The sequence below is a fragment of the Variovorax multivorans genome, from assembly GCF_051216835.1.
Taxonomy (GTDB): Bacteria; Pseudomonadota; Gammaproteobacteria; order Burkholderiales; family Burkholderiaceae_C; genus Variovorax.
Map to the genome: position 1 here is coordinate 312,720 of NZ_JBPJZL010000007.1, position 24,685 is coordinate 337,404.

22 protein-coding genes are annotated in these 24,685 nt (G+C 67.3%); 4 read left to right on the forward strand and 18 right to left on the reverse strand.

The window, feature by feature from the left end; all coding sequences use genetic code 11:
• Positions 1 to 14: 14 nt before the first annotated feature.
• Positions 15 to 1,118, forward strand: a complete 1,104-nt coding sequence (locus tag ACSFCA_RS20455; RefSeq protein WP_093080009.1) for an ABC transporter ATP-binding protein — start codon at positions 15 to 17, stop codon at positions 1,116 to 1,118.
• A 41-nt stretch (positions 1,119 to 1,159) separates the two neighbouring features.
• Positions 1,160 to 2,212, forward strand: a complete 1,053-nt coding sequence (locus ACSFCA_RS20460) for an NAD(P)-dependent alcohol dehydrogenase (protein WP_435460707.1) — start codon at positions 1,160 to 1,162, stop codon at positions 2,210 to 2,212.
• Here ACSFCA_RS20460 and ACSFCA_RS20465 read toward each other — a convergent pair.
• Entirely contained in the window at positions 2,199 to 3,104 is a 906-nt protein-coding gene (locus ACSFCA_RS20465; RefSeq protein ID WP_435460706.1) for a LysR family transcriptional regulator, read from the reverse strand. The genes ACSFCA_RS20460 and ACSFCA_RS20465 overlap by 14 nt on opposite strands.
• A gap of 102 nt (positions 3,105 to 3,206) precedes the next feature.
• Here ACSFCA_RS20465 and ACSFCA_RS20470 point away from each other — a divergent pair, with 102 nt between their 5' ends.
• A complete protein-coding gene (locus ACSFCA_RS20470) occupies positions 3,207 to 3,962 on the forward strand; it encodes a sulfite exporter TauE/SafE family protein (protein ID WP_435460705.1) in 756 nt (251 codons plus the stop codon).
• A 7-nt stretch (positions 3,963 to 3,969) separates the two neighbouring features.
• Here ACSFCA_RS20470 and ACSFCA_RS20475 read toward each other — a convergent pair whose 3' ends face one another.
• The 16 genes from ACSFCA_RS20475 to nirB form a co-directional block, all read right to left on the reverse strand.
• Complete coding sequence (locus ACSFCA_RS20475; RefSeq protein ID WP_258350203.1) at positions 3,970 to 4,449, reverse strand: NUDIX domain-containing protein; 480 nt, start codon at positions 4,447 to 4,449, stop codon at positions 3,970 to 3,972.
• On the reverse strand, positions 4,449 to 4,898 hold the full coding sequence (locus ACSFCA_RS20480; RefSeq protein ID WP_435460704.1) for a GatB/YqeY domain-containing protein: 450 nt from the start codon (positions 4,896 to 4,898) through the stop codon (positions 4,449 to 4,451). Before ACSFCA_RS20480 ends, ACSFCA_RS20475 begins: the two co-directional genes overlap by 1 nt.
• Before the next feature lie 110 nt (positions 4,899 to 5,008).
• Positions 5,009 to 5,221 carry a 30S ribosomal protein S21 gene (rpsU, locus tag ACSFCA_RS20485; protein ID WP_007833691.1) on the reverse strand — a complete coding sequence of 71 codons (213 nt, stop codon included), beginning with the start codon at positions 5,219 to 5,221 and terminating at the stop codon, positions 5,009 to 5,011.
• 111 nt (positions 5,222 to 5,332) lie between these two features.
• Positions 5,333 to 6,571 (reverse strand): BaiN/RdsA family NAD(P)/FAD-dependent oxidoreductase, encoded by a 1,239-nt coding sequence (locus ACSFCA_RS20490; protein WP_435460703.1) that lies wholly within the window; start codon positions 6,569 to 6,571, stop codon positions 5,333 to 5,335.
• Complete coding sequence (locus ACSFCA_RS20495; protein WP_435460702.1) at positions 6,568 to 7,356, reverse strand: YaeF family permuted papain-like enzyme; 789 nt, start codon at positions 7,354 to 7,356, stop codon at positions 6,568 to 6,570. Before ACSFCA_RS20495 ends, ACSFCA_RS20490 begins: the two co-directional genes overlap by 4 nt.
• Positions 7,356 to 8,486 (reverse strand): sterol desaturase family protein, encoded by a 1,131-nt coding sequence (locus tag ACSFCA_RS20500; RefSeq protein WP_093057876.1) that lies wholly within the window; start codon positions 8,484 to 8,486, stop codon positions 7,356 to 7,358. Before ACSFCA_RS20500 ends, ACSFCA_RS20495 begins: the two co-directional genes overlap by 1 nt.
• A gap of 64 nt (positions 8,487 to 8,550) precedes the next feature.
• The gene (locus ACSFCA_RS20505; RefSeq protein WP_093057875.1) at positions 8,551 to 9,441 is read right to left on the reverse strand and encodes an ABC transporter permease; all 891 of its coding nucleotides are present in this window, start codon (positions 9,439 to 9,441) and stop codon (positions 8,551 to 8,553) included.
• Between the two features lie 282 nt (positions 9,442 to 9,723).
• Positions 9,724 to 10,641, reverse strand: coding sequence for an ABC transporter permease (locus tag ACSFCA_RS20510; RefSeq protein WP_093057874.1), 918 nt, complete (start codon positions 10,639 to 10,641; stop codon positions 9,724 to 9,726).
• A gap of 16 nt (positions 10,642 to 10,657) precedes the next feature.
• Positions 10,658 to 11,926: an ABC transporter substrate-binding protein gene (locus ACSFCA_RS20515; RefSeq protein WP_435460701.1), complete on the reverse strand. Its 1,269-nt coding sequence runs from the start codon at positions 11,924 to 11,926 to the stop codon at positions 10,658 to 10,660.
• A 70-nt stretch (positions 11,927 to 11,996) separates the two neighbouring features.
• Complete coding sequence (locus ACSFCA_RS20520) at positions 11,997 to 13,118, reverse strand: ABC transporter ATP-binding protein (protein WP_435460700.1); 1,122 nt, start codon at positions 13,116 to 13,118, stop codon at positions 11,997 to 11,999.
• Positions 13,119 to 13,204: 86 nt separating this feature from the next.
• Entirely contained in the window at positions 13,205 to 14,011 is an 807-nt protein-coding gene (gene cobA / locus ACSFCA_RS20525) for a uroporphyrinogen-III C-methyltransferase (protein ID WP_435460699.1), read from the reverse strand.
• Complete coding sequence (ybiB, locus tag ACSFCA_RS20530; RefSeq protein ID WP_435460698.1) at positions 14,008 to 14,913, reverse strand: DNA-binding protein YbiB; 906 nt, start codon at positions 14,911 to 14,913, stop codon at positions 14,008 to 14,010. Before ybiB ends, cobA begins: the two co-directional genes overlap by 4 nt.
• Positions 14,914 to 15,109: 196 nt before the next feature.
• On the reverse strand, positions 15,110 to 17,905 hold the full coding sequence (locus ACSFCA_RS20535; RefSeq protein ID WP_435460697.1) for a nitrate reductase: 2,796 nt from the start codon (positions 17,903 to 17,905) through the stop codon (positions 15,110 to 15,112).
• A gap of 3 nt (positions 17,906 to 17,908) precedes the next feature.
• Positions 17,909 to 18,307, reverse strand: a complete 399-nt coding sequence (gene nirD, locus ACSFCA_RS20540) for a nitrite reductase small subunit NirD (RefSeq protein ID WP_258350190.1) — start codon at positions 18,305 to 18,307, stop codon at positions 17,909 to 17,911.
• 16 nt (positions 18,308 to 18,323) lie between these two features.
• Positions 18,324 to 19,115: a type IV pili methyl-accepting chemotaxis transducer N-terminal domain-containing protein gene (locus tag ACSFCA_RS20545; RefSeq protein ID WP_435460696.1), complete on the reverse strand. Its 792-nt coding sequence runs from the start codon at positions 19,113 to 19,115 to the stop codon at positions 18,324 to 18,326.
• The gene (nirB, locus tag ACSFCA_RS20550; RefSeq protein WP_435460695.1) at positions 19,112 to 21,556 is read right to left on the reverse strand and encodes a nitrite reductase large subunit NirB; all 2,445 of its coding nucleotides are present in this window, start codon (positions 21,554 to 21,556) and stop codon (positions 19,112 to 19,114) included. The genes ACSFCA_RS20545 and nirB overlap by 4 nt, the downstream gene beginning before the upstream one ends.
• A gap of 64 nt (positions 21,557 to 21,620) precedes the next feature.
• Here nirB and ACSFCA_RS20555 point away from each other — a divergent pair, with 64 nt between their 5' ends.
• Positions 21,621 to 23,342, forward strand: a complete 1,722-nt coding sequence (locus ACSFCA_RS20555; RefSeq protein WP_435460694.1) for a bifunctional protein-serine/threonine kinase/phosphatase — start codon at positions 21,621 to 21,623, stop codon at positions 23,340 to 23,342.
• A 20-nt stretch (positions 23,343 to 23,362) separates the two neighbouring features.
• Here ACSFCA_RS20555 and ACSFCA_RS20560 read toward each other — a convergent pair whose 3' ends face one another.
• Complete coding sequence (locus ACSFCA_RS20560; protein ID WP_435460693.1) at positions 23,363 to 24,622, reverse strand: MFS transporter; 1,260 nt, start codon at positions 24,620 to 24,622, stop codon at positions 23,363 to 23,365.
• Between the last annotated feature and the right edge of the window lie 63 nt (positions 24,623 to 24,685).

Here is a 24,685-nt window from a genome sequence, read left to right on the forward strand (position 1 = left end):
CCTCGAAGAACAACATGTCCGCAATCAGCTGTCACAACATCATCAAGCGCTACGGCGAAACACAGGTCGTGCACCAGTTCGACCTCGACGTGTCCGACAACGAGTTCGTCGTGTTCCTCGGTCCCTCGGGCTGCGGCAAGTCGACCATCTTGCGCATGCTCGCGGGGCTGGAAGACATCTCCGATGGTGATCTGCTGATCGGCGGCCAGCGTGTGAACGACCTGCCGCCGCAGGAGCGCGGCATTGCCATGGTGTTCCAGAACTACGCGCTCTATCCGCACATGAGCGTGCGCGACAACATCGCGTTCGGCCTCAAGCGCCTGAAGGTGCCCAAGGCCGAGATCGATGCGCGCATCAAGGAGGTATCGGACACGCTGGGGCTGGAGCGCTACCTGCAGCGCAGGCCCACCGAGCTGTCGGGCGGCCAGCAGCAGCGCGTGGCCATTGCGCGCGCCATGATCAAGACGCCCAAGGTGTTCCTGTTCGACGAGCCGCTGTCGAACCTCGACGCCAAGCTGCGCAACCACATGCGCATCGAGATCGCCAGGCTGCACCAGGCGCTGAAGACCACCACGGTCTACGTGACCCACGACCAGCACGAGGCCATGACGCTGGCCGACCGCATCGTGCTGCTGCGCGACGGGCGCATCGAGCAGGTCGGCTCGCCGCGCGAGATCTTCGAGCGGCCGCGTTCGGCCTTCGTGGCCGGCTTCATCGGCACGCCGCCGATGAATCTGGTCGAGATGATGGTGCGCGATGCTGACGGCAGCTTCGAACTGGCGGGCCGCGAAGGCACGGTGCGCGTGGACGCGCGTCGCTTTGCACTCGAAGGCCGCGAGCGCGTGACGCTGGGCGTGCGGCCCGCGCACCTGCAGGTCGACACGCAAGGCGGTCGCGCAGGGGGCTTTGCCGGCGAGGTGCAGCTCATCGAGTACCTCGGCAACGAGGTGCTGGTGAGCTTCGGGCAGGGCGAGAGCGAAATCGCTGCGCTGATGCCCTCGGCCCAGTGCCCGCGGCTGCGCGATGCGGTGCGCTTCGTGGCCGACCCGTTGCAGGTGCACCTGTTCGACATCGACACGGGCGCCTCGCTGCTGCGCACCGACACCCCTTTGCATTGACGCACTGACACACCCAAACACCCCTTCAAGGACGCAAAGAAATGAAAGCACTGGTTCTGGAAAAAGCGCATGAGCTCAAGCTGCGCGACGTAGACCTTCCCCTGGACATGGGGCCGCGCGACGTGAAGATCCGCATGCACACCGTGGGCGTGTGCGGCAGCGACGTCCACTACTACCAGCACGGCGGCATCGGCCCCTATGTGGTGGACGAGCCGATGATCCTGGGCCATGAAGCCTCGGGCGTGGTGACCGAGGTGGGCGCCGAGGTCACGCACCTCAAGCCCGGCGACCGCGTGTGCATGGAGCCCGGCATTCCGCAGATGGATTCGCGCGCCACGCTCGAAGGCATCTACAACCTCGACCCGGCCGTGCGGTTCTGGGCGACGCCGCCGATCCACGGCTGCCTCACGCCCTTCGTGGTGCACCCGGCGGCCTTCACCTTCCGCCTGCCCGACAACGTGAGCTTCGGCGAGGGCGCCATCGTCGAGCCGCTGGCCATCGGTCTGCAGGCTGCGAAGAAGGCGGCGCTGAAGCCGGGCGACGTGGCCGTGGTCATCGGCGCGGGCACCATCGGCGCGATGACGGCGCTGGCTGCACTTGCGGGCGGTGCGGCGCGCGTGATTCTTGCGGACCTCGTGCCGGAGAAGCTGGCGCTGTTCGCAAGCAACCCGGCCGTTACCACTGTCAATGTGCGCGAGACGAAACTCGCCGACGCCGTGAAGGCGCTGACCGACGGCTGGGGCGCCAACGTGGTGTTCGAAGCCAGCGGCAGCGCGCGCGCCTTCGACGACATCTTCGAGCTGCTGTGCCCCGGCGGCTGCCTCGTGATGGTGGGCATACCTGCTGCCAAGGTGGCCTTCGACATCGTTGCGATCCAGGCGAAGGAGGCGCGCATCGAGTCGGTGTTTCGCTACGCCAACATCTTCCCGCGCGCGCTGGCGCTGATCGCGTCGGGGCAGGTCGACGTGAAGCCCTTCATCTCGCGCACCTTCGCGTTCGAGGACGGCATCAAGGCCTTCGAGGAAGCCGCCGCGGGGCGCGCGACCGACGTGAAGATCCAGATCGAGTTTGCGGAGCCCGTCACTTCCTCGTAGCTTCTTCAGGGGGCGCGATCAGGTGCTCGAGCATGCGACGTGCATTGAGCGGCAAGTCTTCCGACGAGCGCACGCAGGCCATCAGCGTGCGCTCGGCCCATTTGTCGGCGAGCGAGGCGCGCGCGATCTTCATCGAGCGGGCGCAACGTTCGGCCGCGGTCTGCGGCACGATGCCGACGCCGATGCCGTACTCCACCATGCGGCATACGGCCTCGAAGTTGCGCACGCGCACCCGGTAGGCCAGGTGCTTGCCGAGCGCACGCACATGCTGGGTTATCAGCAGCTGCAGCGCGCTGTCCGCGGGCAGGCCCACGAATTCGCTGTCGACCACGTCGGCCAGCTGCACGCGCCGGCGTCCGGCAAGGGCGTGGCCGCGCGGCATCACGAGCACGAGGTCGTCGCGGCGGAAGGGATGGCATTCGAGGCCTTCGCTGTCGATGGCGTCCGAGACGATGCCGATGTCGCACAGGCCGGCGCGCAGCGCGTCCACCGTGTCGGGGCTGGGGCGTTCCTCGAGGTCGACCGAGATGCGTGGATGCTCGGCGAGAAAGCGGCTCAGCACCTCGGGCAGGTGTTCGGTCAGCGCAGAGGTGCCACACATGAAGCGCACGTGTCCCTTGAGGCCCTGGCCGTACTCGCCGAGTTCGCCGCGCAGCCGCTCCATCTGCTGCAGCACGACGCGCGCATGGTGCAGCAGGGTGCGGCCGGCCTCGGTGGGGCGAACGCCCTGCGCATGACGGGTGAGCAGCGGGGTGCCGAGCGCGTCTTCCATGCCGCGCACGCGCTGGCTGGCCGAGGCGAGCGTCATGTGCGAACGCCCGGCGCCGCCGGTGAGGCTGCCGGCTTCGACGACGTTGAGGAAGAGCCGCAGGTCGGTGAGATCGAATCGCATGGTTCGGCGGAGTGTGCACCAGGAGCCTCAGCCGCAGCCTGAGGCTACCTCTGCAAATGCCCGATTTCCAGAGGCCGGCTTCGTCGGCAGAGTCGTGTCCCGATGACGCATTCGATCGACACAACGAGTTTCTGGGCCGCCGCCGCGGCGGTGTACCTGCTGGCCGGGGTGATCAAGGGCGTGGTCGGCCTCGGGCTGCCGACGGTTTCGATGGCGCTGCTTGCGCTGTGGATGTCGCCGGTACAGGCCGCGGCGCTGCTGATCGTGCCGTCGCTCGTCACCAACATCTGGCAGACCGGGCCGCGCGCGACCTTCATGCCGGTGCTGCGGCGCATCGGCGGCATGCAGGTGGGGGTGGTGATCGGCACGCTGGGCGGGGCGCTGTGGCTGGGCGTGCCGGCGGGGGCCTGGGCTTTGTTCGCGCTCGGGGTGGCGCTGCTCGTCTACGCGGTCTGGGGACTGACCGGGCGGCAGCTTCACGTGAGCGACGCGCAGGCGCGCTGGGTGGGGCCGCTGGTGGGCGTCGTCACGGGGCTGGTGACGGCGGTGACGGGGGTGTTTGCGGTACCGGCGGTGCCGTACCTGCAAGCGCTGGGGTTCCAGCGCGATTCGCTGATCCAGGCGATGGGGATTTCGTTCACCACCTCGACGGTGGTGCTGGCCATCGGGCTGGTCGGGAACGGGGGCTATCCGATGTCGGCGATGGGCGGGTCGATCGCGATGCTGGTGCCGGCCATCGGCGGTATGGTGCTCGGGACCTGGCTGCGGCAGCGGCTGTCGGTGGCGGTGTTCAAGCGCTGCTTCCTGATCGGGCTGGCGCTGCTGGGCCTGTACATGGCCGCGCGCGCCGGGCTGTGAGCCGAAGTCAGGCTGCCAGCAGCAGGGCCGCGCGCACGCGTTCGATGGTCTGGCGGTAGGGCAAGGCGAAGTCGTCGAGTGCGTCGCCGGCTTCGAGCCAGCGAAACGTGAACACCAGGCCTTCTTCTTCAGGGCTGCCCGTGGCCATGTGCGTGAAGGTTTCGGGCAGGGCGCCTTGGGCGCGCATCAGGAACAGGTGCCACAGCTGCGGGTGGCGGTGCGTGTTGCCTTCGACGCCGGCTTCGCATTCGCGGTGCAGCGTCCCCAGCGATTGCAGCGGGCCGGTGTAGTCGAGGCCTGATTCCTCGAGCAGTTCGCGGCGCACCGCCACTTCAGGCGATTCGCCGGGCTCGATGGTGCCCTTGGGCAGCTGCATGTTGCCATCCTCGGGATGGCGGAACACCAGCAGCCGGCCCCGCGCGTCAACCATGCAGGCGCAGGCCTTGGGGATCGTGGCGGAGGGGCTGCTGCCGGTGTTGTTCATCATCAGGCGCCCGTCAGAGCGGCCTTGACCGCTGCGCTGACCTGGCCCATGTCGGCCTTGCCGGCGAGGCGGGTCTTGACCACGCCCATCACTTTGCCCATGTCGCCGGGGCCGCTGGCGCCCAGCTCGGCCACGATGGCCTTCACCGCGGCCACCGTTTCATCGGCGCTCATGCGCTGGGGCAGGTAGGCCTCCAGCACCTTGATCTCGGCGGCTTCCTTGTCGGCCAGATCGGGTCGGCCACCGGTGGTGAAGGCGGCGATCGAGTCCTTGCGCTGCTTGACCATCTTGTCGACGATGGCGACGACCATGGCGTCGTCGAGCTCCACGCGCTCGTCGACTTCCTTCTGCTTCAGGGCCGCGAGCAGCAGGCGGATGGTGGCCAGGCGCTCGGAGTCCTTGGCGCGCATCGCCGTCTTCATGTCTTCGGTGATTTGTTCTTTGAGAGTCATTCGGCAACCTTTCGGAAAAAACAAAAGCCGCGGCAGGTTTCCCTGGCGCGGCTGAGGCAACTGGGCGGCGGTGCTGACTTTCGTCTGGAGCCGGCCGCCCCGGGTGTTGCTTAGTACAGCTTCTTGGGCAGCTGCATGCTGCGCACGCGCTTGTAGTGGCGCTTGACCGCGGCGGCCTTCTTGCGCTTGCGCTCGGCGGTCGGCTTTTCGTAGAACTCGCGGGCGCGCAGGTCGGTCAGCAGGCCGAGCTTTTCGATGGTGCGCTTGAAACGGCGCAGTGCGACGTCGAAGGGCTCGTTTTCTTTAACGCGGATGGTGGTCATTGATGAATCGTTGAAATGAATTTGGCTTGGAGAGATCGAGGCCCCAAGCCGGGGTTCCTCAACTGAAAAACATGTGCGGCCGTTGAGGGGAGGCCAAGAGTTAGCCCGCGATTATAGCGCGGTTGCGCACGCGTGGGCGCTTGCCCAGGCCCATTGGAAGTTGTATCCGCCCAACCAGCCGGTCACGTCGACCACTTCGCCGATGAAATAAAGGCCAGGCTGCTTCGATTCCATGGTCTGGGACGACAGGTCGCGGGTGTCGACGCCGCCGGCCGTCACCTCGGCTTTTTTGTAACCTTCGGTGCCGCTGGGGGTGATCTGCCAGCGGGCGATGCGCTCCGACAGGGCTGCCAGCGACTTGTCAGCGGCTTCGTTGACAGGGCGTTGCAGCGCCGGATCCTGCCCGACCCAGGCGTCGGCCAGCCGGGAGGGCACCAGCGCGGCCAGTTCGTTGGCGATGCGCTTTTTCGAGCGCAGCTTGGCTTCGCCCAGCGCCTCGGCCACGTCCACGCCGGGCGCGAAATCCAGTGTGAGCGGGGTGCCGGGTTTCCAGTAGCTCGAAATCTGCAGCACCGCCGGGCCCGACAGGCCCCGGTGGGTGAAGAGCAGGTCTTCGAGGAAGGCCATTTTTTCCTTCTTCGCGCCGGTCTCGATGCGCACCGGCAGCGCCAGGCCGGCCAGCTCGGCGTACGGCGCCCATGCGTCGCCGCCGAAGGTCAGCGGCACCAGTGCCGGACGGGGCGTGACGAGGCGCAGGCCGAATTGCTCGGCAAGGCGGTAGCCGAAGTCGCTGGCGCCGATCTGGGGGATCGACAGGCCGCCGGTGGCGACCACGATCTTCGGCGTCTCGATCAGCCCGCGATCGCTCTCGATTTGATAGCTGCCAGCGCCCGATCCATCAGCATCAACGCCAGAAAACGCAATCTTCCCGATCTTGCACGGCTGCCAGCGCTCGACCCCACCCGCCGCGCATTCCGCCAGCAGCATGTCGACGATCTGCTGCGAGGAGCCGTCGCAAAACAGCTGCCCCTTGTGCTTCTCGTGGAAGGCAATGCCGTGTTTCTGCACCAGCTCGATGAACTGCTGCGGCGCATAGCGCGACAGCGCCGAGCGACAGAAATTCGGGTTGTCGCCAATGAAGTGGCGCTGCGGCGCGCGCACGTCGAGGTCGCGGTTGGTGAAGTTGGCGCGCCCGCCGCCCGAGATGCGGATCTTCTCGCCCACCTTTTCGCTGTGATCGACCAGCAGCACCTTGAGCCCGCGCTGGCCAGCTACGCCGGCGCAGAACAGCCCCGCAGCCCCGGCGCCGATCACGACGACGTCGAAGCGGGATGAAGCGGCCGCGCTCAAGGGCCGTCTGCCGCGAGCAGCGGCGGCGGGTTGTATTTCAGGTGGCCCACGTAGCGCAGCGGCTGCGTGGCGGCAATGGAAGGCACGTCGCCCTCGCGCATGTGCAGCAGGTCGGACGGGCTCACCCAGCGCGGGTCGGCATTGGTGATCGGCAGGCCTGCCTGCCTGTAGGCCTCGAGCACGAACTGCGAGCAGAAGAACTGGTCGTCGCGGCTCGCACCCAGCTGCACCATCGCCATGCCGCTCACGCAGTAGCTGCTGACCGCGCTTGGCACCAGCGGCAGTTCGCACAGACGCCGGTTGAGCACGAAAGGCGCATTCAGCAGCACGCCCACGGTGTTGTAGCGCGCGCCGACCTGCGACAGCGCCCATTCGCGCATGCGCCCGGCACCGGCTTCGTCGACGCCCGGCACGCGAAAGGCCACCACCATCTGCTCTTCATCGACCAGCTCGGCCAGCGGCCGCGCGCGCACGCCGGTGCCCACGGCTTCGGCGATCTGGCCGTCGCCGAGGTACAGCACCGCATGGCTCACCGGCGAGAAGGTGCCCAGCCGGATGCCGAAGGAGTTCACCGTGGCGATGGAGGTCAGCAGGATGTCGCCCGGCTCCAGCGCGTCGGCGGCGATGAGCTCGCCGCCGTTGCCCGGCGCGATGACCGAGCTCTGCACCCGCAGGCGCAGTCCGGCCTCTTTGGTCGGCAGGTCGATGCGGGTGGCGCAGGCCGTGAGCAGCAGGGCAGCGCCCGCGGCAACGACGACCGCGGCGGTCTTGAACGCGGCGCGCATCAGCCCTTCCAGATGAACGGAAACTTCAGCTGCTTGAAGAAGCCGTTGGGCACGTAGTCGCCCAGCACGCCGTATTTTTCGGGCCAGAGCTTGGTGCTCTTCACCGCGGTGCCGAAGATGTAGTCGAGGAAGGCGTAATGCGCCGCGTAGTTCTTGTCCAGCGCTTCCTGGTCCTGGCTGTGATGCCAGTGGTGGAAGTTGGGCGTCACGATCAGGTAGCGCAGCGGGCCGAGCCGCACGCTCACGTTGCAGTGGTTGAACACCGCCTGGAAGCCGACCACCACGATGTAGGCGTCGATCACGTCCTTGCTGAAGCCCAGCACATAGATGGGGGCGAGCACCAGCGTGCGCGTGATCAGCAGCTCCAGGATGTGCTGGCGCGAGCCCGCCATCCAGTCCATGCTCTTCACGCTGTGATGCACCGCGTGCAGGCGCCACAGCACCGGCACCTCGTGGTAGGCGCGATGCGTCCAGTACTGCACGAGGTCGGCCACCAGAACGATCAGCAGCAGCCCGGCCCAGAACGGCAGATTGCCCACCCAGCCGCGAATGCCGTCATTGGCCGCCCAGCCGAAGAGCTTGTGCACCATCAGGTTGGTGGCCAGCAGCACGAAGCCCACGATCATGTGGTTCACCACGAAGTGGTGGAAGTCGGTCTGCCACTCTTCGCGGAACACGGGCTGGTCTTTGCGCAGCGCAAAGAGTTTCTCGATGAAGATGAAGATCAGCGACGAGCCCAGCAGGTCGAGGATGAACCAGTCGAGCCCGATGTACGGCGTGTTGTCCGCGAAGTCGTGCACCGGCACCTTGTGTCCGCCGAGCAGCGCCGACGCCACCACCAGCAGGAACGCCGCCGACGAGAGCCAGCGCGAGCGGTTGAAGATGATGTTGACCAGCGACAGCCCACCCGAAATGACCAGCGCCGCCAGCAAGATGTAGCGCATCACGTCGACGTTGTAGCTCTTGCGCAGTTCGGGCGTCGTGAGGTACTGCGGAAAGTGAAAGGCCAGTACGCCGAGGAAGCACAGGATGGCCAGGCTCAGCGCGATGGTGCCTGTGACCAGCCCTTGGCCACGGCGCAGTTCGCCGTGGTTGTGGGTGAATTCGTTGAGTTTGTCGATGTCCAGCATGCCCGCCTCTCTCGCTTGTACTTTGTGTTGGAGCGCGATTTTAGAGGCGGCTGTAGGAAAAATCTCACCTGGGCCGCACGGCCCTGCGGCGCAGCAGCGCAGCCGAGCCCAGAGCCACCGCCATCACGAGCAGCGACACCACGGTGGTCACCGTGCCCAGCGCATAGATCGACGGCGTGGTGACGGTCGAGGTCAGCCCCTGCAGTTCGAGCGGCAGCGTGTTGACGTCGCCGATGGCCTGCGAGGTGCGCGCAATCTCGTCCCACGACAGCGTGAAGCCGAACATGCCGATGCCCACGATCGACGGGCCGATCAGCGGCAGCACCACGAAGCGGAAGGTCTGCCACGGCGTGGCGCCGAGGTCGCGTGCGGCTTCCTCGTAGGCGGGGTTGAAGCGGTTGAACACCGCGAACATGATGAGCAGGCCGAAGGGCAGCGTCCAGGTCAGGTGCGCGCCGAGGGCTGAGCTGAACAGCCCCAGCGCGGTGCCGTAGCCTTCGAGCAGCGTGGTCGCGTCCATCGCCGTCAGCACGCTCTTGATGCCCGTGTCGATCAGCCGGAACTGCAGGCCGATGCCAAGCGAAATGATGATCGACGGCATGATGAGGCTGGCCACCGTGACGAAGAACAGGGCGTTGCTGCCGGCGAGCTTCTTGCGAAAGGCCAGGCCGGCCAGCACCGATAGCACGACGGTGAAGGCCATCACCACCGCGCCCAGCGCCAGTGAGCGCCTGAAGGCTGCGCCGATGTCCACCGTGCCCAACCCCTCGGCCAGCTTGTAGAACCAGTGCAGCGAGACGCCGCGCAATGGAAATGTGAGGCCGCCCTCGGGGCCCTGGAAGCTGAGCACGAAGATCGTGATCATCGGGCCGTAGAGGAACAGCACGAACAGGGCGAATACCGTGGCGAGAGGCCAGAAGCCGGGGCTGCGTTGTTCGCCTATGCGTTGGCTCATTTGTGTTTTTCCTTCAGGGCGAGTGCCGAGAACACCGGGTACTCCCCTCCGCGAATGTCCCCCGCCTTCGGCTCCTCCTTTATTTCGCTGCGGGGAGCACCCGATGCTCTCGGCACGGGGCACGCTGTTGGTTTGCGGCCGATCAACCACCGCTGCGGATAACGCTCACGACGGCGGGGTGCCTTGCGCAGCGAAATAAAGGAGGAGCCCGAAGGGCGGGGGACATTCGCGGAGCAAGGTACCCCGTCGGCGTGAGCGAGCCCTGAAGAACAAGAGCTCACCCTAGAGCTCCTTTCGAATGTCGACCAGCCGGGTCAGTCCCCAGATGATCATCAGCACCACCGCCAACAAAATCATCGCGTTGGCCGCAGCCAGCGGAAACTGCAGGTACGAGGTCTGCACCTGGATGATCTTGCCGATCGAGGCGATCTGCTGGCCGCCCATCACGCCGATGGTGACGAAGTCGCCCATGACGATGGTGATGACGAAGATCGACCCGATCAGGATGCCGGTGCGCGACAGCGGCACCACCACGTTCCACAGCGTCTGCCAGCCCGATGCGCCCGCATCGCTGGCTGCTTCGAGCAGCGAGCGGTCGATGCGCATCATGCTGTTGAAGATCGGCACGATCATGAACATCGTGTACAGGTGCACGAAGGCCAGCACCACCGAGAAATCGGAGAACAGCAGCCACTCCACAGGCTGGTTCACCAGTCCCAGGCCCATGAGCGCCTGGTTGACCAGCCCGTTGCGTCCCAAGAGCGGCACCCACGAGATCATGCGGATCACGTTCGAAGTCCAGAAGGGCACGGTGCACAGCACGAACAGCACCGTCTGCATGGTCGACGAGCGCACATGGAACGCCAGGAAGTACGCAACTGAGAAGCCGATCAGCAGCGTGATGCCCCACACCAGCACGCAGAACTTGAACGTGCTCAGGTAGGTGTTGAGCGTGACGCACAGGTCGCCGTTGTCGGTGAGACGCGAGCAGCCCTCGAACAGGCTCAGGTAGTTGCGCAGCGTGACTGCCGGGATCAGCTCGTATTCGTTGAAGTTCCACAGGCTGACCATCGCGACCAGCGCCAGCGGAACCAGGAAGAACAGCAGGAACACCAGCGCGAACGGCGCCGCCTGCCACCACGCCTTGACGGCATGGATGGGCGTGGTGGCGACGGACGCGCTGGTCGAGGGAGCGCTCACAGGCTCAGTTCGAAGGTCAGGCCGCGACGAACTCGTTCCACTTGCGCACCATGTACTCGTTCTCGTCCATCACAGCGTTCCAGCAGGCGATGCCGCCCATGCGCTGTTCGTAGCTGCCGCCGTCGCGCACCGAGCCAGCCTTGGCGATCACGTCACCTTGCGGGCTCTTGATGTCCTGCGCGGCGGGCTTGCCTTCCATCCAGTAGGCCCACTCGTAGGCTTCCATCTTGGTCTTGGCGGTGTCGAGCACGGCGCTGTAGTAGCCCTGGCGGTTGAGGTACGCGCCGGCCCAGCCGTCGAGGAACCAGTTGATGAACTCATAGGCGCCGTCGAGCTTCTTGCCCGAGAGCGTGGCCGGCAGGCCGAAGCCCGAGGCCCAGGCGCGATAGCCTTCCTTGAGCGGCTGGAAGGTGCAATCGATGCCCTTGCTGCGCACGGCCGTGACCGCGGGCGACCACATCGACTGGATCACGACCTCGCCCGAGGCCATGAGGTTCACCGACTCGTTGAAGTCCTTCCACAGCGCGCGGAACTGGCCGGCCTTCTTGGCCTCGATCAGGGTCTTGATCGTCAGGTCGATCTCGGCCTTGGTCATGTTGCCCTTGTCGGCGTACTTGTGGATGCCCTTGGCCTCCACCACCATCGCGGCGTCCATGATGCCGATCGACGGAATGTTCAGGATCGCGGTCTTGCCCTTGAACTCGGGGTTCAGCAGCTCGGCCCATGAGCCGATCGGCCGCTTGATCAGGTCGGGGCGGATGCCCAGCGTGTCGGCGTTGTAGGTGGTCGGGATCAGCGACATGAACTGCGTGGCCGACTTCGCGAAGACCTTGCTCTTCTCGCCCTCGAGATAGATCACCTTGACCGGCGCCGTGCCCTGGTTGCCGACCTTCTTGCCGGCCACTTCGCCCTTGGTGAAGAGCGAGGTGATCTTGTCGGCGTTCTTCACGCGCTTGGTGTCGATGCCCTTCAGGTTGCCGGTCGGCACGATCTTCTTGAGCGAGAAGAACTCGGTGTCGATCAGGTCGAAGCTGTTGGGGGCGGTCACGGCGCGCTTGGTCACGTCGTCGGTGGTCACGGCCACGTACTGGATCTCGATGCCGGTGTCGGCCTTGAATTTTTCGGCGATCGCCTTGTCCTGGTTCACCGCGGTGCCGAGGTAGCGCAGCACGATCTTTTCCTGCGCATGCACGAAGGGCGCGATGCCCGTGGCCAGGATGCCGGCCGTGCCTTGCAGGAGGGTGCGGCGCTTGACGCCGTTGGACGAGTCGATGGAATCGGTCATGGCTGAGTCTCCAGAGAAAAAAGTGGAAAGAAACGAACGCAGGAAAAAGAGAAGCAGGTTGCGGATGCGCTCACAGGGTCATGGCGAGCGCGGCCGTGTCGTCGCGCTGATGTGCCCCGGCACCGGCGGGTGCCGAAGCCCGCTCGCCCGGCGGCTTGACGCCGGGGCCGAGCACGCGCGCGTCGGCCTCGGCCCACGAGAGGCGCACCGCCTCGCCGTGCGCATAGGGGCGCGCGAGGAAAGCGGCTTCGCCGAGCAGCACGGAGACGTTCTGGCGTCCGGCGGCAGCGCCTTCGAGTGCCAGGCCGAGCAGCACGTAGGTGCCCTGGTACTCGACGTCGGTGACGGTGGCGACAAGGGCAGTGCCAGCCGCGTCGCCCTCCGAAGCCGCGGCGATCCGCATGCGGTCGTTGCGCACCGCGATCGGGCCGGCCGGCGTGTCGAACACGTTGTGGCCGCCCATGAAGCGCGCGACAAACTCGCTAGCCGGGTGGTTGTAGACCGCGTGCGGCGAGCCGACCTGCTCGATCACCCCGTGGTTCATCACCACCATGGTGTCGGCCAGCGCCATTGCCTCTTCCTGCGAGTGCGTGACGTGCACGAAGGTCAGGCCCAGTTCCTTCTGCCAGCGCCGCAGCTCGGCGCGCATCTGGATGCGCAGGAAGGGGTCGAGCGCCGACAGCGGCTCGTCGAGCAGCAGCACGCGCGGCTCGGTGATGAGTGCACGCGCCAGCGCCACGCGCTGCTGCTGGCCGCCGGAAAGTTCACCCGGCTTGCGGTTGGCCAGGTGGCCCATCGCGACGCGCGCGAGCAGGTCGTTGGCACGCTTGTGGCGCTCGGCCTTGCCGACGCCTTTCATCTTGAGGCTGAAGGCCACGTTGTCGGTGGCCGAGAGGTGCGGGAACAGGGCGAAGCTCTGGAACATCATCGCCGTGCCGCGCGCGGCCGCGGGCAGGTCGGTGATGTTGCGGTTGTCCAGCAGGATGTCGCCGCTGGTGACGGACTCGTGGCCCGCGATCATGCGCAGCGTGGTGCTCTTGCCGCAGCCCGACGGGCCGAGCAGGCAGCAGTAGCTTCCGCTGGCGATGCGCAGGTCTATCTGGTCGACGGCGGCCGGTGTGCCGGGGGCATAGCGCTTGGTGAGCGCGACGATCTCGACTGCGGCGGGTTCGGGCGTGGCGACGGCATTCATTGCCGATGGCTCAGCACGATCCATGCCACGTTGTGGTGCGCGGCGCCCGTGCCGCTCGTGCTGTCCTCGCCCTGGTCAGGTGCCGATCAGGTACCGAACTTGTCCGCGTCCACCGGTACCTCGGCGGCTGCCAGTCCGCGCAGCACGTCGCCCACCACGATCACCGCCGGGCTGGCCAGGCCGGCCTCGGCGATGCCGTTCTGCAGGTTGCCCAGCGTGGTCGCGATGTGCCGCTGGTGCGGCAGGCTCGCGTGCTGGATGACGGCCACCGGCGTGTCGCCCGGCAGGCCCTGCAGCAGTTCGCATTCGATGTGCGCCGCGCCCGACACGCCCATGTAGATCACCAGCGTGAGCCGCGCGTTGTAGGCCGTCGCGGCCAGCGCGCGCCAGTCGGTCGGGTCTTCGGCCGCGCCGGCACCGGTCTTGGCATGCCCGGTGACGAACACCACGCCCTGCGCATGGTCGCGGTGCGTGAGCGGCACGCCCAGCGCGGTCACGGCCGCGAGGCCGGCGGTGATGCCGTTGACCACGGTGCATTCGATGCCGGCTTCGCGCAGGTGCTCCACCTCTTCGCCGCCGCGGCCGAAGATGAATGGGTCGCCACCCTTGAGGCGGACCACGGTCTCGCCTTCGCGCACTGCGGTGATCATCAGCCGCTCGATGAAGGCCTGCGGCGTGCTCTTGCAGCCGCCGCGCTTGCCCACATGCACGATGCGCGCTCCGGGGCGGGCGTAGGCCAGAATCTCGTCGTTCACGAGGTCGTCGACCAGCAGCACCGTCGCGGCCTGGATCGCCTTCACGGCCTTGACGGTCAGCAGCTCCGGGTCGCCCGGGCCGGCGCCCACCAGCGTGCAGCGGCCGGTGATGAGGGAGGTGGGGGTGTCGTTGTTCATGCGTGGGATGCCAGTTGCGTGATGTGCCTGACCTGCGCCGCAATGGCTTCGGGCACGGGAAGCGCGCCTGCCAGCACGCGGCGCGTGTAGTCGGCTGTGGTGGCGACGTCGATTTCCTTCGGCAGACCGGGCACCTCGGCGGTGGTGCCGGCCTGCTGCGCCTGCAACTCGGTGCGCACGCCGCGCACGAAGCCGTCGATCTGCGCGGTGCGGCGCGGGTCGGACACCACTTCGCCCTCGAGGCCGCGTGAGAGCAGGGCGGTCATGCCCGTGAGCTCGAAGGTCTCGCCCATGGTGCGGGCGTATTCGGGGTGCGTGTAGCTGGCCACCACCACGCAGGGGCCGGCGGTGGGCTGCATCAGCTTCACCACGCTGTGGCCCGGGTTGCGCAGGCCGACCACGCGGCGCACGTCGAGCAGGCGCTTGAGCGCGGGGTTCAGCAGTTCGGTGGGGGCAAAGGCCGCTTCGCCGTTGGCGATGGGGCGAATGTCGGTCATGGGCGGCACATCGAGCGCCGAGAGCACGTTCGACGCCAGCACGCGAGATGTTTCGCTCGCGCTGCCGTGCACCAGCACCGGCAGGCCTTCGCGCGCCAGCAGCAGCGCCAGCAGCGGCGTGAGCACCGGCAGCTTGCGCGCGCCGTTGTAGCTGGGCAGCACGACCAGCGCCCGGTCGCCGGCCGGAATGCGGTTCAGCCGCGCATGGGTGGCATCGAGAAAGCCGGCCATCTCCTCGGGCGTTTCGCCCTTGATGCGCATGGCCAGGCAGAAGCCGCCGATTTCGAGGTCGGTGACGGTGCCGTCCAGCACCTGGCCGAACAGGTCGGTGGCCTGTTCACGCGTGAGCGGCTTGGCGCCTCGTGCGCCGCGGCCGATTTCCTTGATGTATTGGCTGATTCCCATGGGTAGGCGGATTGTCCTGCAACGCTTATGCCGGAATGTGAGTTGGCTTATGCATCGGGTGTCTTGTCCCCTCTCCCGCTTGCGGGAGAGGGTCAGGGTGAGGGCAGCGGCCTTGCAACATCGCGCGGACGTCATTGCCGCTCACCCTCACCCCAGCCCTCTCCCCAAGGGGAGAGGGGGCAATGCAGACGGCGCATCACAACGTCGCCTCCGCTTCCACCGGCGTCGCCCGCACCATGCGCTTGAGCTCAGGAATGCACGAGCCGCAGTTGGTGCCGCACTTCAGCGCCCCCTGCAGCTTGGCCAGCCGCTCGTCGGCGGTGCCGGTGCAGCGGCCCAGTTCGGTCTGGATCGCCACGTCCGCCACGTTGAAGCAGGTGCACACCGTCTTGCCGCGCGACTGCACCGCCACCGGCGCCTTCGAGCCCGGCGACAGCAGCAGGCGGCCGTAGCTCTGCGCCGGCAGTTCCTCTCGCAGCAGCGTGGAGATCCAGGTTTCGGCGCTGGTGTCGCCGCCCAGCAGGAAGGCTTCGAGGCCGGCGCTGCCGTCGGCACGGCGCACCAGCCGGGCCGAGCGGCGCTGGCCGCGGCGGCGGTCGGCGTAGCGCAGGGTGTCGGCGGTCTGCAGGCCGAGCAGGGCTTCGATCTTCTCGACCAGCGTGTCGTCGGGTGCGTCGTGCGCGGCGGCGCGAAAGAGCAGGCCGCTGCGTTCGGCGCCCTGCGTGTTGCCGGCAAACGGCACGCAGGTCGCAAAAGGAAACAGCGCCATCATCGGCTGCAGCGCGCGGTGCGCGGCCAGCGCGTCGCCATCGGGCAGCCAGGCCATGGCCAGCAGCGACCACGGCAGCTCGGCCTTGAGGATCTTCACCGGCGTGTGCTTCAGCTCGGGCTGCTTCGAGGTCGGACAGTAGGCCGGCGTGGTCAGCGCGTTGATGCCCGCGAGCCGTGTGCCGTTCGACGAGCAGCCGCTCAGGTACTCCTCGCCCCAGTGCATGGCGACAAAAGCCTGGCTCATCCCCACCTCGGCGCTGGCACGCGCGGGCAGCATGATCGAGCCGCGCTTCGACGTCAGATGCACCAGGTCGCCTTCGCGGATCTGGCGGCGCGCCATGTCCTGCGCGTTCATCTGCACCACCGGCTCAGACACATGGCCGAACAGGCGGCCGACAGTACCGGTGCGGCTCATGCCGTGCCACTGGTCGCGCAGGCGGCCGGTGTTCAGCGAGAAGGGGTAGCGGGCCTCGCGGGCTTCGGCCACCGGCTTGTAGACCGTGTCGACGAAGCGGGCGCGGCCATCGGGCGTTGGGAACACGCCGTCTTCGTAGAGGCGCACGCGGCCGGTGCTTTCGCCTTCCTTCAGCGGCCATTGCTGCGGGCCGGCGGTTTCCAGCATCGCGTAGCTCATGCCGGTGATGTCCAGGTCGCGCCCGCGCGTGGATTCGCGATGCTCGTTCCAGACCGATTCGGCCGTCTCGTACGGGAACAGCGTGAACGCGCGGCCCAGCTGCCTTTCGAGCCGGTGCGCGAAGGCCACCGCAATCGACCAGTCGTTGCGCGCCTCGCCGGGCGCCGGCACGGCCGGGCGCACGCGCGAGATGCGGCGCTCGCTGTTGGTCACGGTGCCTTCCTTCTCGCCCCAGGTGGTGGCGGGCAGCAGCAGGTCGGCAAAGGCGCAGGTGGCGGTGGTGGCGAAGGCTTCCTGCACCACGACGAACTCGGCGCGTTCCAGCGCGCGGCGCACCGTGGCCTGGTCGGGCATCGACTGCGCCGGGTTGGTGCAGGCGATCCACAGCGCGCGGATCTCGCCGTCGGCCGCGGCCTGGAACATTTCGACCGCCGTCTTGCCCGGCTTCTCGGGCACCGAGGGCACGCCCCACAGCGCGGCCACTTCGGCGCGGTGATCGGGGTTCGCCAGGTCGCGGTGCGCGCTCAGCAGGTTGGCGAGGCCGCCGACTTCGCGCCCGCCCATTGCATTGGGCTGGCCGGTCAGCGAGAACGGGCCCGCGCCGGCGCGGCCGATCTGCGCGGTCGCCAGGTGCAGGTTGATGAGCGCAGCGTTCTTGGCCGTGCCGCTCGACGACTGGTTCAGTCCCTGGCAGTACAGGCTCAGCGTGGCCGGCGACGTGGCAAACAGCTGCGCTGCTTCGAGCAGGTCTTCTTTCGAGATGCCGCACACCTGCGCCACCTTGTCCGGCGTGCATTCGCGCACCGTGGCCTTCAATGCGTCGAAACCGTTGGTGTGCGCCGCGATGTACTTCGCGTCGATCCAGCCTTCCCACAGCATCAGGTGCAGCATGCCGTTGAACAGCATCACGTCGGTGCCGGGCTGGATGGGCAGGAACAGGTCGGCGATCTCGACCGTGTCGGTGCGGCGCGGGTCGGCCACGATGATCTTCAGCGCCGGGTTCGCGGCCTTCGCGTCCTCGATGCGGCGAAAAAGAATGGGGTGCGCCCACGCCGTGTTGCTGCCCACGATGAAGAGGCAATCGGCATGCTTCAGGTCGTCGTAGCAGGCCGGCGGCGCGTCGGCGCCCAGCGTCTGCTTGTAGCCGGCCACGGCGCTGCTCATGCACAGGCGCGAGTTGGTGTCGACGTTGTTGGTGCCAATCAGGCCCTTGGCGAGCTTGTTGAAGACGTAATAGTCCTCGGTGAGCAACTGGCCCGACACGTAGAAGCCGACCGAGTCCGGGCCGTGGTCGCGGATCACCTGCGCGAACTTGCCGGCGGCGTTGTCGAGCGCGGTGTCCCACGTCACCGCGGTGGGCGCTTCTGCGCGCACGAGGCGCTGCATGGGCTGCAGCAGCCGCGTCTGCCGCGTGACCGTGGCGCTGGCCGTGAGGTGCAGCGTCGAGCCCTTGGTGCACAGGCGCCCGAAGTTCGCCGGGTGGTCAGGGTCGCCGCGCACGCCGGTGATCTCGCTGCCCTGCGATTCGATGATGACGCCGCACCCTACGCCGCAGTAGGGGCAGGTGGAGCGGGTCTCGAGCGTCATGGGTTATTCCAGCGGAAGAACCGTCAGCACCGCGAACGGCTTCGGGCCGGCGACCGGGCGTTCCAGGTCGATGGCGTGCGTGGCCAGCTCGCCCGCGTCCAGGTGCACCACGCCGTCTTCCACCTTCACGGCGAACTTCGGCGTGCAGCCTTCGTCGGGCGACCTGGCGCAGCCGTCGTCCAGCCCGATGGCCCAGTTGTGCAACGGGCAGGCCACGCTGGTGCCGAACACGATGCCCTGGCTCAGCGGGCCGCCCTTGTGCGGGCAGCGGTCGAGTAGCGCGAACACCTCGTTCTCGGCGTTGCGGAACACGGCAACGTCCACGCCGGCAGGCCGCGTCACGCGGCGGGCGCCGAGCACGGGGATGTCGTCGATGCGGCAGATGACTTTCCAATCGCTCATGGTGGGGCTCTCTCGTCTATGTCTTGATTTCTGAATACAGGCCGGTCACGCGGTCCATGATCGCCAGCAGGTTCTCGCTGCTGACGAACACGTCGGACATCAACGCAGGCGAGGCGCCGGCGCCTTCGAGGCGCTGCAGGCCCCGGTTGAAGAAGATCCATTGCGCATCGGCCAGCACCAGCTCCTGCCTGATCTGCGCAGTGGCTTCGGGCGCGTTGCGCAGCACTTCGAGCGCGGCCAGGAATTCGGCGCGCGACTTGCCGATCTCGGCCGTGCTGCCCGCCGGATCGATCTGCATCGCCGTGGCCAGGTAGAACTTGGCCATGCGCTGCGACAGCATGCGCTGGCGGCCGGCAATGTTGACCAGCTTGCCCACCGGTTTGCCCGAAGCGGCTTCGTACTGCGCGGTGCCCTGGTTGGCGAGCGCAAGCACCGTGGCGTCCAACTTCACCACTCGGGCGGCTTCTTCCATGCTTGGCGCTGCATCCGTGAGCTCGTTCTTGAATGCGTTCCAGGCGCCGTCGAGCGACTCGTAGGTGGCGCGGATTGCCGGGCTGGGCGCAAAGGCCTTCAGCTCGCCAAGCTGGCGCTCGAACAGCGAAATCGACTTGTCGAGCACCTGCTGCGCATTGCGCGATTCCACCTTCTGCACCAGCGCCAGGTAGGCCTTGCTCACGCGCTGCGACAGCATGCGCTGGCGGCCCGCCTTGTTGATCGCGTCGTTGAGGTCGGCAACCTGCGCGTTGACGCCCAGGCCAACGCCTATGCCGGCGATGGCGGTGGAAGCGATGAAGACTCTGCGCTTCATGCCGTCAGCGGCGTGAACTGCCGCACGTCCACCGAGGCCTGCGCCGATTCGAACCACGGATCGGGCTCGCCGTCGAGCGCGAACTGCAGGCGTTCCCACAGCGCCTTGCGGCCTTCGGCGTCCTCGAGGATCTTCTTCTTCACGTAGTCCAGTCCCACGCGGCCGATGTAGTGCACCGTGCGCTCCAGGTACCAGCCCTCTTCGCGGTACAGCTGCAGGAAGGCGCCCGAATACTCCATCACTTCCTCGGCCGTCTTCACCTTCACGAGAAACTGCGCCACTTCGGTCTTGATGCCGCCGTTGCCGCCCACGTAGAGTTCCCAACCCGAGTCGACGCCGATCACGCCCACGTCCTTGATGCCGGCCTCCGCGCAGTTGCGCGGGCAGCCCGACACCGCCAGCTTGACCTTGTGCGGCGAGTACATGGCCCACAGCGCGCGCTCCAGGTCCTTGCCCATCTGCGTGGAGTCTTGCGTGCCGAAGCGGCACCACTCGCTACCCACGCAGGTCTTCACCGTGCGCAGCGACTTGGCGTAGGCAAAGCCGCTGGGCATGCCGATGTCCTTCCACACGCCTTCCAGGTCTTCCTTCTTCACGCCCAGCAGGTCGATGCGCTGGCCGCCCGTGACCTTGACGGTCGGAATCTTGTACTTGTCGGCCGCGTCGGCAATGCGGCGCAACTCGTCGGGCGTGGTGTGGCCGCCCCACATGCGCGGGATGACGGAGTAGGTGCCGTCCTTCTGGATGTTGGCGTGGCTGCGCTCGTTGATGAAGCGGCTCTGCGGATCGTCCTTCGCCTCCTTGGGCCAGGTGCTGATCAGGTAGTAGTTGATGGCCGGGCGGCAGGTGGAGCAGCCGTTGGGCGTGCGCCAGCCGAGGTTGCGATACACCTCGTCGTGCGTCAGGTAGTGCTCCTTGCGGATTGCGTCGCGCACGTCCTGGTGGCTTGCGTCGGTGCAGCCGCACACGGCCTTTTTCTTGGGTGTGGCCGAGTAGTCGCCGCCGGCGGTGAACATCAGGATCTGCTCGACCAGCCCGGTGCACGAGCCGCAGCTTGCGCTGGCCTTGGTGTGCTTCTTCACCTCGTCGAGCGTGAACAGGCCCTTTTCCTTGATGGCCTTGCAGATGGTGCCCTTGTTCACGCCGTTGCAGCCGCAGACCTCGGCGTCGTCGGGCATGCTCGCGGCCTTGTTGTGGCCCTCGTGGCCGGTGTCGCCGATGTTCGATTCGCCGAACATCAGCTTGTCGCGGATGTCGTGCACGCTGCGGCCGTCGCGCAGCAGCTTGAAGTACCAGCTGCCGTCCACCGTGTCGCCGTAGAGGCAGGCGCCCACCAGCTTGTCGTCCTTGATCACCAGCTTCTTGTAGACGCCGCCGAAGGGGTCGCTCATGACGATCTCTTCCGTGCCTTCGCCGCCCATGAACTCGCCGGCCGAGAACAGGTCGATGCCCGTCACCTTCAGCTTGGTGGAAGTGAGCGAACCCAGGTAGCGGCCGATGCCGAACTGCGCCAGGTGGTTGGCCGCCACCTTGGCCTGCTCGAACAGCGGAGCGACCAGGCCGTAGGCAATGCCGCGGTGCGCCGCGCATTCGCCGACCGAGTAGATGCGCGCATCGGTCACGGTCTGCATCGTGTCGTTGACGACGATGCCGCGGTTGCAGTGCAGGCGCATCTTCTCGGCCAGCTCCACGTTGGGGCGGATGCCCACGGCCATCACCACCAGGTCGGCGGCCACTTCGGTGCCGTCCTTGAAGCGGATGCTCTTGACGCGGCCATCTTCACCGCCCACCAGGTCTTGCGTCTGCGCGCCGATCCGGAACTTCAGGCCCCGGTCTTCCAGCGACTTCTGCAGCAGCTTGCCCGCCACGTCGTCGAGCTGGCGCTCCATCAGCCAGGGCATCACGTGCACCACTGTCACGTTCATGCCGCGCAGCATCAGGCCGTTGGCGGCTTCCAGGCCCAGCAGGCCGCCGCCGATGACCACCGCGTTCTTGTGCGTGCGCGCGGTCTCGATCATGTAGTCGGTGTCGGCGATGTCGCGGTAGGCGATCACGCCCTTCAGGTCCTTGCCGGGCACCGGCAGCATGAAGGGGTTGGAGCCGGTGCACATCAGCAGGCGGTCGTAGGCGGCCTCGGTGACATCGCCTTGCGAATCCACGGCGCGCACGATGCGCTTGACGCGGTCGACTTCCACCACCTTCTTGCCGGCGTGCAGCGTGATGTTGTTGTCCGTGTACCACTCCCAGCTGTTGAGCACGATCTCGTCGACCGTCTGCTCGCCCGCCAGCACCGGCGACAGCAGGATGCGGTTGTAGTTGGGATGCGGCTCCGCGCCGAAGACGGTGATGTCGTACAGCTCGGGCGCGATCTTCAGCAGCTCTTCGAGCGTGCGCACGCCGGCCATGCCGTTGCCGACCATCACGAGTTTCATTTTCTTCATGGGGCTGGACCTTTCAGGGAAATCAAGCAAACGGGCGCCCGTGGCGCGCGTTCAGAATCGCGCCATGAGCTTTGAAGTGGACATCGGCTACAGCAGCCAGCGCGGACCGCGCGAGCTGAACGAAGACTTCGCCGGTGCAGTGCATGCGCCGCCGGGCGACGAGGCTCGCGGCCTCATCGCGGCCATTGCCGATGGGGTGTCGAGCGGCGGGCACGGCCGCGAAGCGGCGCAGACCACGGTGATGGGCCTGCTGGCCGACTACTTCGCCACGCCCGCAACGTGGGAGCCGACCGCCGCGCTCGACCGGCTGATCGGCGCGCAGAACGGCTGGCTGGCCGACCACAACCGCCGGCGCCAGAGCAAGCAGGACGGCGGCACCGCGCTCACCACGCTCACCGCGCTGGTGCTGCACGGACAGAGCTACACGCTGGCGCACGTGGGCGACACGCGCGCCTGGCGCGTGCGCGCCGGCGGCGGGCCGGCCGTGCCGCTCACGCAGGACCATGCCTTCGACCACCCTGACATGCGCAGCCGGCTCACGCGCGCCATCGGCCTGGACGACCAGGTGCGCGTCGACTACGCCCAGGGCGACGTGCGCGTGGGCGATTGCTTCGTGCTGAGTTCCGACGGCGTGCACGGCGTGCTCAAGCCGCAGCAGGTGGCCGCGCTGGCCCTGCAGGGCGATGCCGAAGCGGCCAGCGAGGCGCTGGTGCATGCGGCGCTCGATGCCGGCACGCGCGACAACGCGACCGCGCTGGTCATCCGCGTGGTGGGACTCGATGCGCGCCAGCTCGACGACGAACTCGGCGACGGTCGCCGGCTCGCACCGCCGCCCGCGCTGAAAGTGGGCGACGTGCTCGACGGCTACGCCATCACCGCGCTGGTGGCCGACACCGGCGTGCACCTGCTGTACCAGGCGCGGCATCCGCAGACGCGCGAGCTGGTCGCGCTGAAGACGCTGCATCCCTCTCGTGCCGGCGATCCGCAGGAACGCGCGATGCTGGCGCACGAGGCGTGGCTGGGGCTGCGCGTCGGAGGTATTGGCGGCAGTGGTTTCGTTCGTGTGCACGAGCGTGCCGAGAACGCGAGCGCGCTGTACATCGTGTTCGACTGGCATGGCGGGCGCACGCTGGAGCAATTGCGCAAGGCGAATGCGCGCGGTGTGGTGGCCGAGGTGGTGGCCGCCGGCATCGAGCTGAGCCGTGCGCTCGGCCGGCTGCACCGGCAGGGCGTGATCCATCGCGACATCAAGCCCGGCAACCTGCACCTGGGCGACGACGGGCGCTGGCGCATCATCGACCTCGGCGTGGCACTGTCCGGCCGCGAAGGCGCTGCCCAGCGCGAGCTGCATGCCGGCACGCCGAGCTACATCAACCCCGAGCAGTGGGATGAGGGCGGCACCGCCGACGCGGCCAGCGACCTGTTCGCGCTCGGCGTCACGCTGTACCAGTGGCTCACCGGGCATCTGCCCTACGGCGAGATCGAGCCCTACCAGGTGGCGCGCTACCGGCGCGATCCGGTCGCACTCTCGCGCATCCGTCCCGACGTGCCGATCTGGCTCGACCATCTGGTGCGCAAGGCCGTTGCCCGCGATCCGCGCGAGCGCTTCGAAACCGCCGAGGAACTGCTGCTCGCGCTGGAGCGCGGCGCTTCCCGCCCGGTGAATGCGCCCGCCGCCACGCCGCTGATCCGCCGCGATCCGCTCGCGCTGTACCAGCTCGCGCTTGGCGTGTCGGTGCTGTTCAACGTGCTGCTCATCGTGTGGCTGCTGTTCCTGCCACGTTGAGCGGAAGACGGCGGGACGTGTCATGAGCGTGCCGTCTTTCGAATATGAGTGGCCGTGGCGTGCGGTGTCGTGACGCGCGCGCGTCCACCCTTTTCGGCCCAGGTGCGCGTCCAGCGGATCTGCATCACGCGCATCACGCCCAGCATCACCAGCGACAGCGCCGCGAAGAAAACAAAACCCCAGATGTAGCTGCCCAGGTACTGCTTCGACAGGCCCATCGCGTTGGGCACGAGGCCGCCGCCCAGTGCGCCGATCTCGCCGATCATCGAACCGGCCACCGCCGTGCTTGTGGGCCAGCGCAGCGGCACCAGCTGGAACAGCGCGCCGTTGCCCGCGCCCAGTGCACCGAAGCAGACGATCAGCACCAGCGTGGTGACGGTCAGCGAGCCTGAAGAGAAGCCCACCAGCACGAGGCTCACGGCCACCACCAGCAGCACCACCGTCAGCGTGTTCACGCCGCCCCAGCGGTCGGAGATCCAGCCGCCCACGACGCGCACCGCCGCGCCCATGAAGGCCGCGAGCATGGTCAGCTGGCCGGCCTGCACCTTGCTCACGCCGAACTGGTCGTAGTAGTAGGAGGGCAGGAAGGTCGTGAGGCCGATGAAGCCGCCGAAGGTCACGCCGTAGATCAGGCTGAACACCCAGCCGTCTTTCTCGAACAGGCAGGCAATGTGCTCGCGGAAGCTCGAATGGGCGTTCACGTCCGGCGGTTCCTTGGCGAACACCACCATCACGACCATCGGAATGAGGATGGCGACAGCGGCCACGCCATACACCGCCTGCCAGCCCAGCCAGTTCGCCAGAGGCGGCGCCACCAGCACCGACACCGCGGTGCCCACGTTGCCCGCGCCCACCAGGCCCATGGCCAGGCCCTTGTGCTGCGGCGGGAACCAGCCCGAGCCCAGCGACAGCGCCACGCCGAAGCTCGCGCCTGCGATGCCCAGCAGCACGCCCATGGCGAGCAGGTCGTTGAAGCTCTTGACGAAGAAGAAGCCGAACAGCATCGCCACCGCGATCAGCGCCATCTCGACCAGCGTGGCCTTCTTGCGCCCGATGTACTGCGAGAGGATGCCCAGCGGAAAGCGCATCAGCGCGCCCGCGATGATCGGCACCGACAGCATCAAGCCCTTCTGCGCCGGCGAGAGGTTGAAGGTTTCGCCGATGAAGGGCGCCATGGCGCCGTTGAGCACCCAGATGCAGCAGGAGAACGAGAAGTACAGGAAGGCCGCGAACAGTGTCGGGCTGTGGCCTGATTGCAAGAAATTCCTGAAGCTGGACATGGCGTTCAAAGATGCGAAAAGCCGCGGCGCGACCCTGGAGAGGTCGTGTCGACGGACGGGGTT

What these genes read in the sequence shown, in the direction of transcription:
- ACSFCA_RS20505 (WP_093057875.1), bottom strand. Translation starts at nt 9,441, where the DNA reads ATGAGCCAACGCATAGGCGAACAACGCAGCCCCGGCTTCTGGCCTCTC.
- ACSFCA_RS20545 (WP_435460696.1), bottom strand. Translation starts at nt 19,115, where the DNA reads ATGAAGCGCAGAGTCTTCATCGCTTCCACCGCCATCGCCGGCATAGGC.
- ACSFCA_RS20555 (WP_435460694.1), top strand. Translation starts at nt 21,621, where the DNA reads ATGAGCTTTGAAGTGGACATCGGCTACAGCAGCCAGCGCGGACCGCGC.
- ACSFCA_RS20465 (WP_435460706.1), bottom strand. Translation starts at nt 3,104, where the DNA reads ATGCGATTCGATCTCACCGACCTGCGGCTCTTCCTCAACGTCGTCGAA.
- ACSFCA_RS20535 (WP_435460697.1), bottom strand. Translation starts at nt 17,905, where the DNA reads ATGACGCTCGAGACCCGCTCCACCTGCCCCTACTGCGGCGTAGGGTGC.
- ACSFCA_RS20480 (WP_435460704.1), bottom strand. Translation starts at nt 4,898, where the DNA reads ATGACTCTCAAAGAACAAATCACCGAAGACATGAAGACGGCGATGCGC.
- ACSFCA_RS20495 (WP_435460702.1), bottom strand. Translation starts at nt 7,356, where the DNA reads ATGCGCGCCGCGTTCAAGACCGCCGCGGTCGTCGTTGCCGCGGGCGCT.
- ACSFCA_RS20460 (WP_435460707.1), top strand. Translation starts at nt 1,160, where the DNA reads ATGAAAGCACTGGTTCTGGAAAAAGCGCATGAGCTCAAGCTGCGCGAC.
- ACSFCA_RS20455 (WP_093080009.1), top strand. Translation starts at nt 15, where the DNA reads ATGTCCGCAATCAGCTGTCACAACATCATCAAGCGCTACGGCGAAACA.
- ACSFCA_RS20515 (WP_435460701.1), bottom strand. Translation starts at nt 11,926, where the DNA reads ATGACCGATTCCATCGACTCGTCCAACGGCGTCAAGCGCCGCACCCTC.
- nirB (WP_435460695.1), bottom strand. Translation starts at nt 21,556, where the DNA reads ATGAAGAAAATGAAACTCGTGATGGTCGGCAACGGCATGGCCGGCGTG.
- ACSFCA_RS20520 (WP_435460700.1), bottom strand. Translation starts at nt 13,118, where the DNA reads ATGAATGCCGTCGCCACGCCCGAACCCGCCGCAGTCGAGATCGTCGCG.
- ACSFCA_RS20560 (WP_435460693.1), bottom strand. Translation starts at nt 24,622, where the DNA reads ATGTCCAGCTTCAGGAATTTCTTGCAATCAGGCCACAGCCCGACACTG.
- rpsU (WP_007833691.1), bottom strand. Translation starts at nt 5,221, where the DNA reads ATGACCACCATCCGCGTTAAAGAAAACGAGCCCTTCGACGTCGCACTG.
- nirD (WP_258350190.1), bottom strand. Translation starts at nt 18,307, where the DNA reads ATGAGCGATTGGAAAGTCATCTGCCGCATCGACGACATCCCCGTGCTC.
- ACSFCA_RS20500 (WP_093057876.1), bottom strand. Translation starts at nt 8,486, where the DNA reads ATGCTGGACATCGACAAACTCAACGAATTCACCCACAACCACGGCGAA.
- ACSFCA_RS20470 (WP_435460705.1), top strand. Translation starts at nt 3,207, where the DNA reads ATGACGCATTCGATCGACACAACGAGTTTCTGGGCCGCCGCCGCGGCG.
- ybiB (WP_435460698.1), bottom strand. Translation starts at nt 14,913, where the DNA reads ATGGGAATCAGCCAATACATCAAGGAAATCGGCCGCGGCGCACGAGGC.
- ACSFCA_RS20475 (WP_258350203.1), bottom strand. Translation starts at nt 4,449, where the DNA reads ATGATGAACAACACCGGCAGCAGCCCCTCCGCCACGATCCCCAAGGCC.
- cobA (WP_435460699.1), bottom strand. Translation starts at nt 14,011, where the DNA reads ATGAACAACGACACCCCCACCTCCCTCATCACCGGCCGCTGCACGCTG.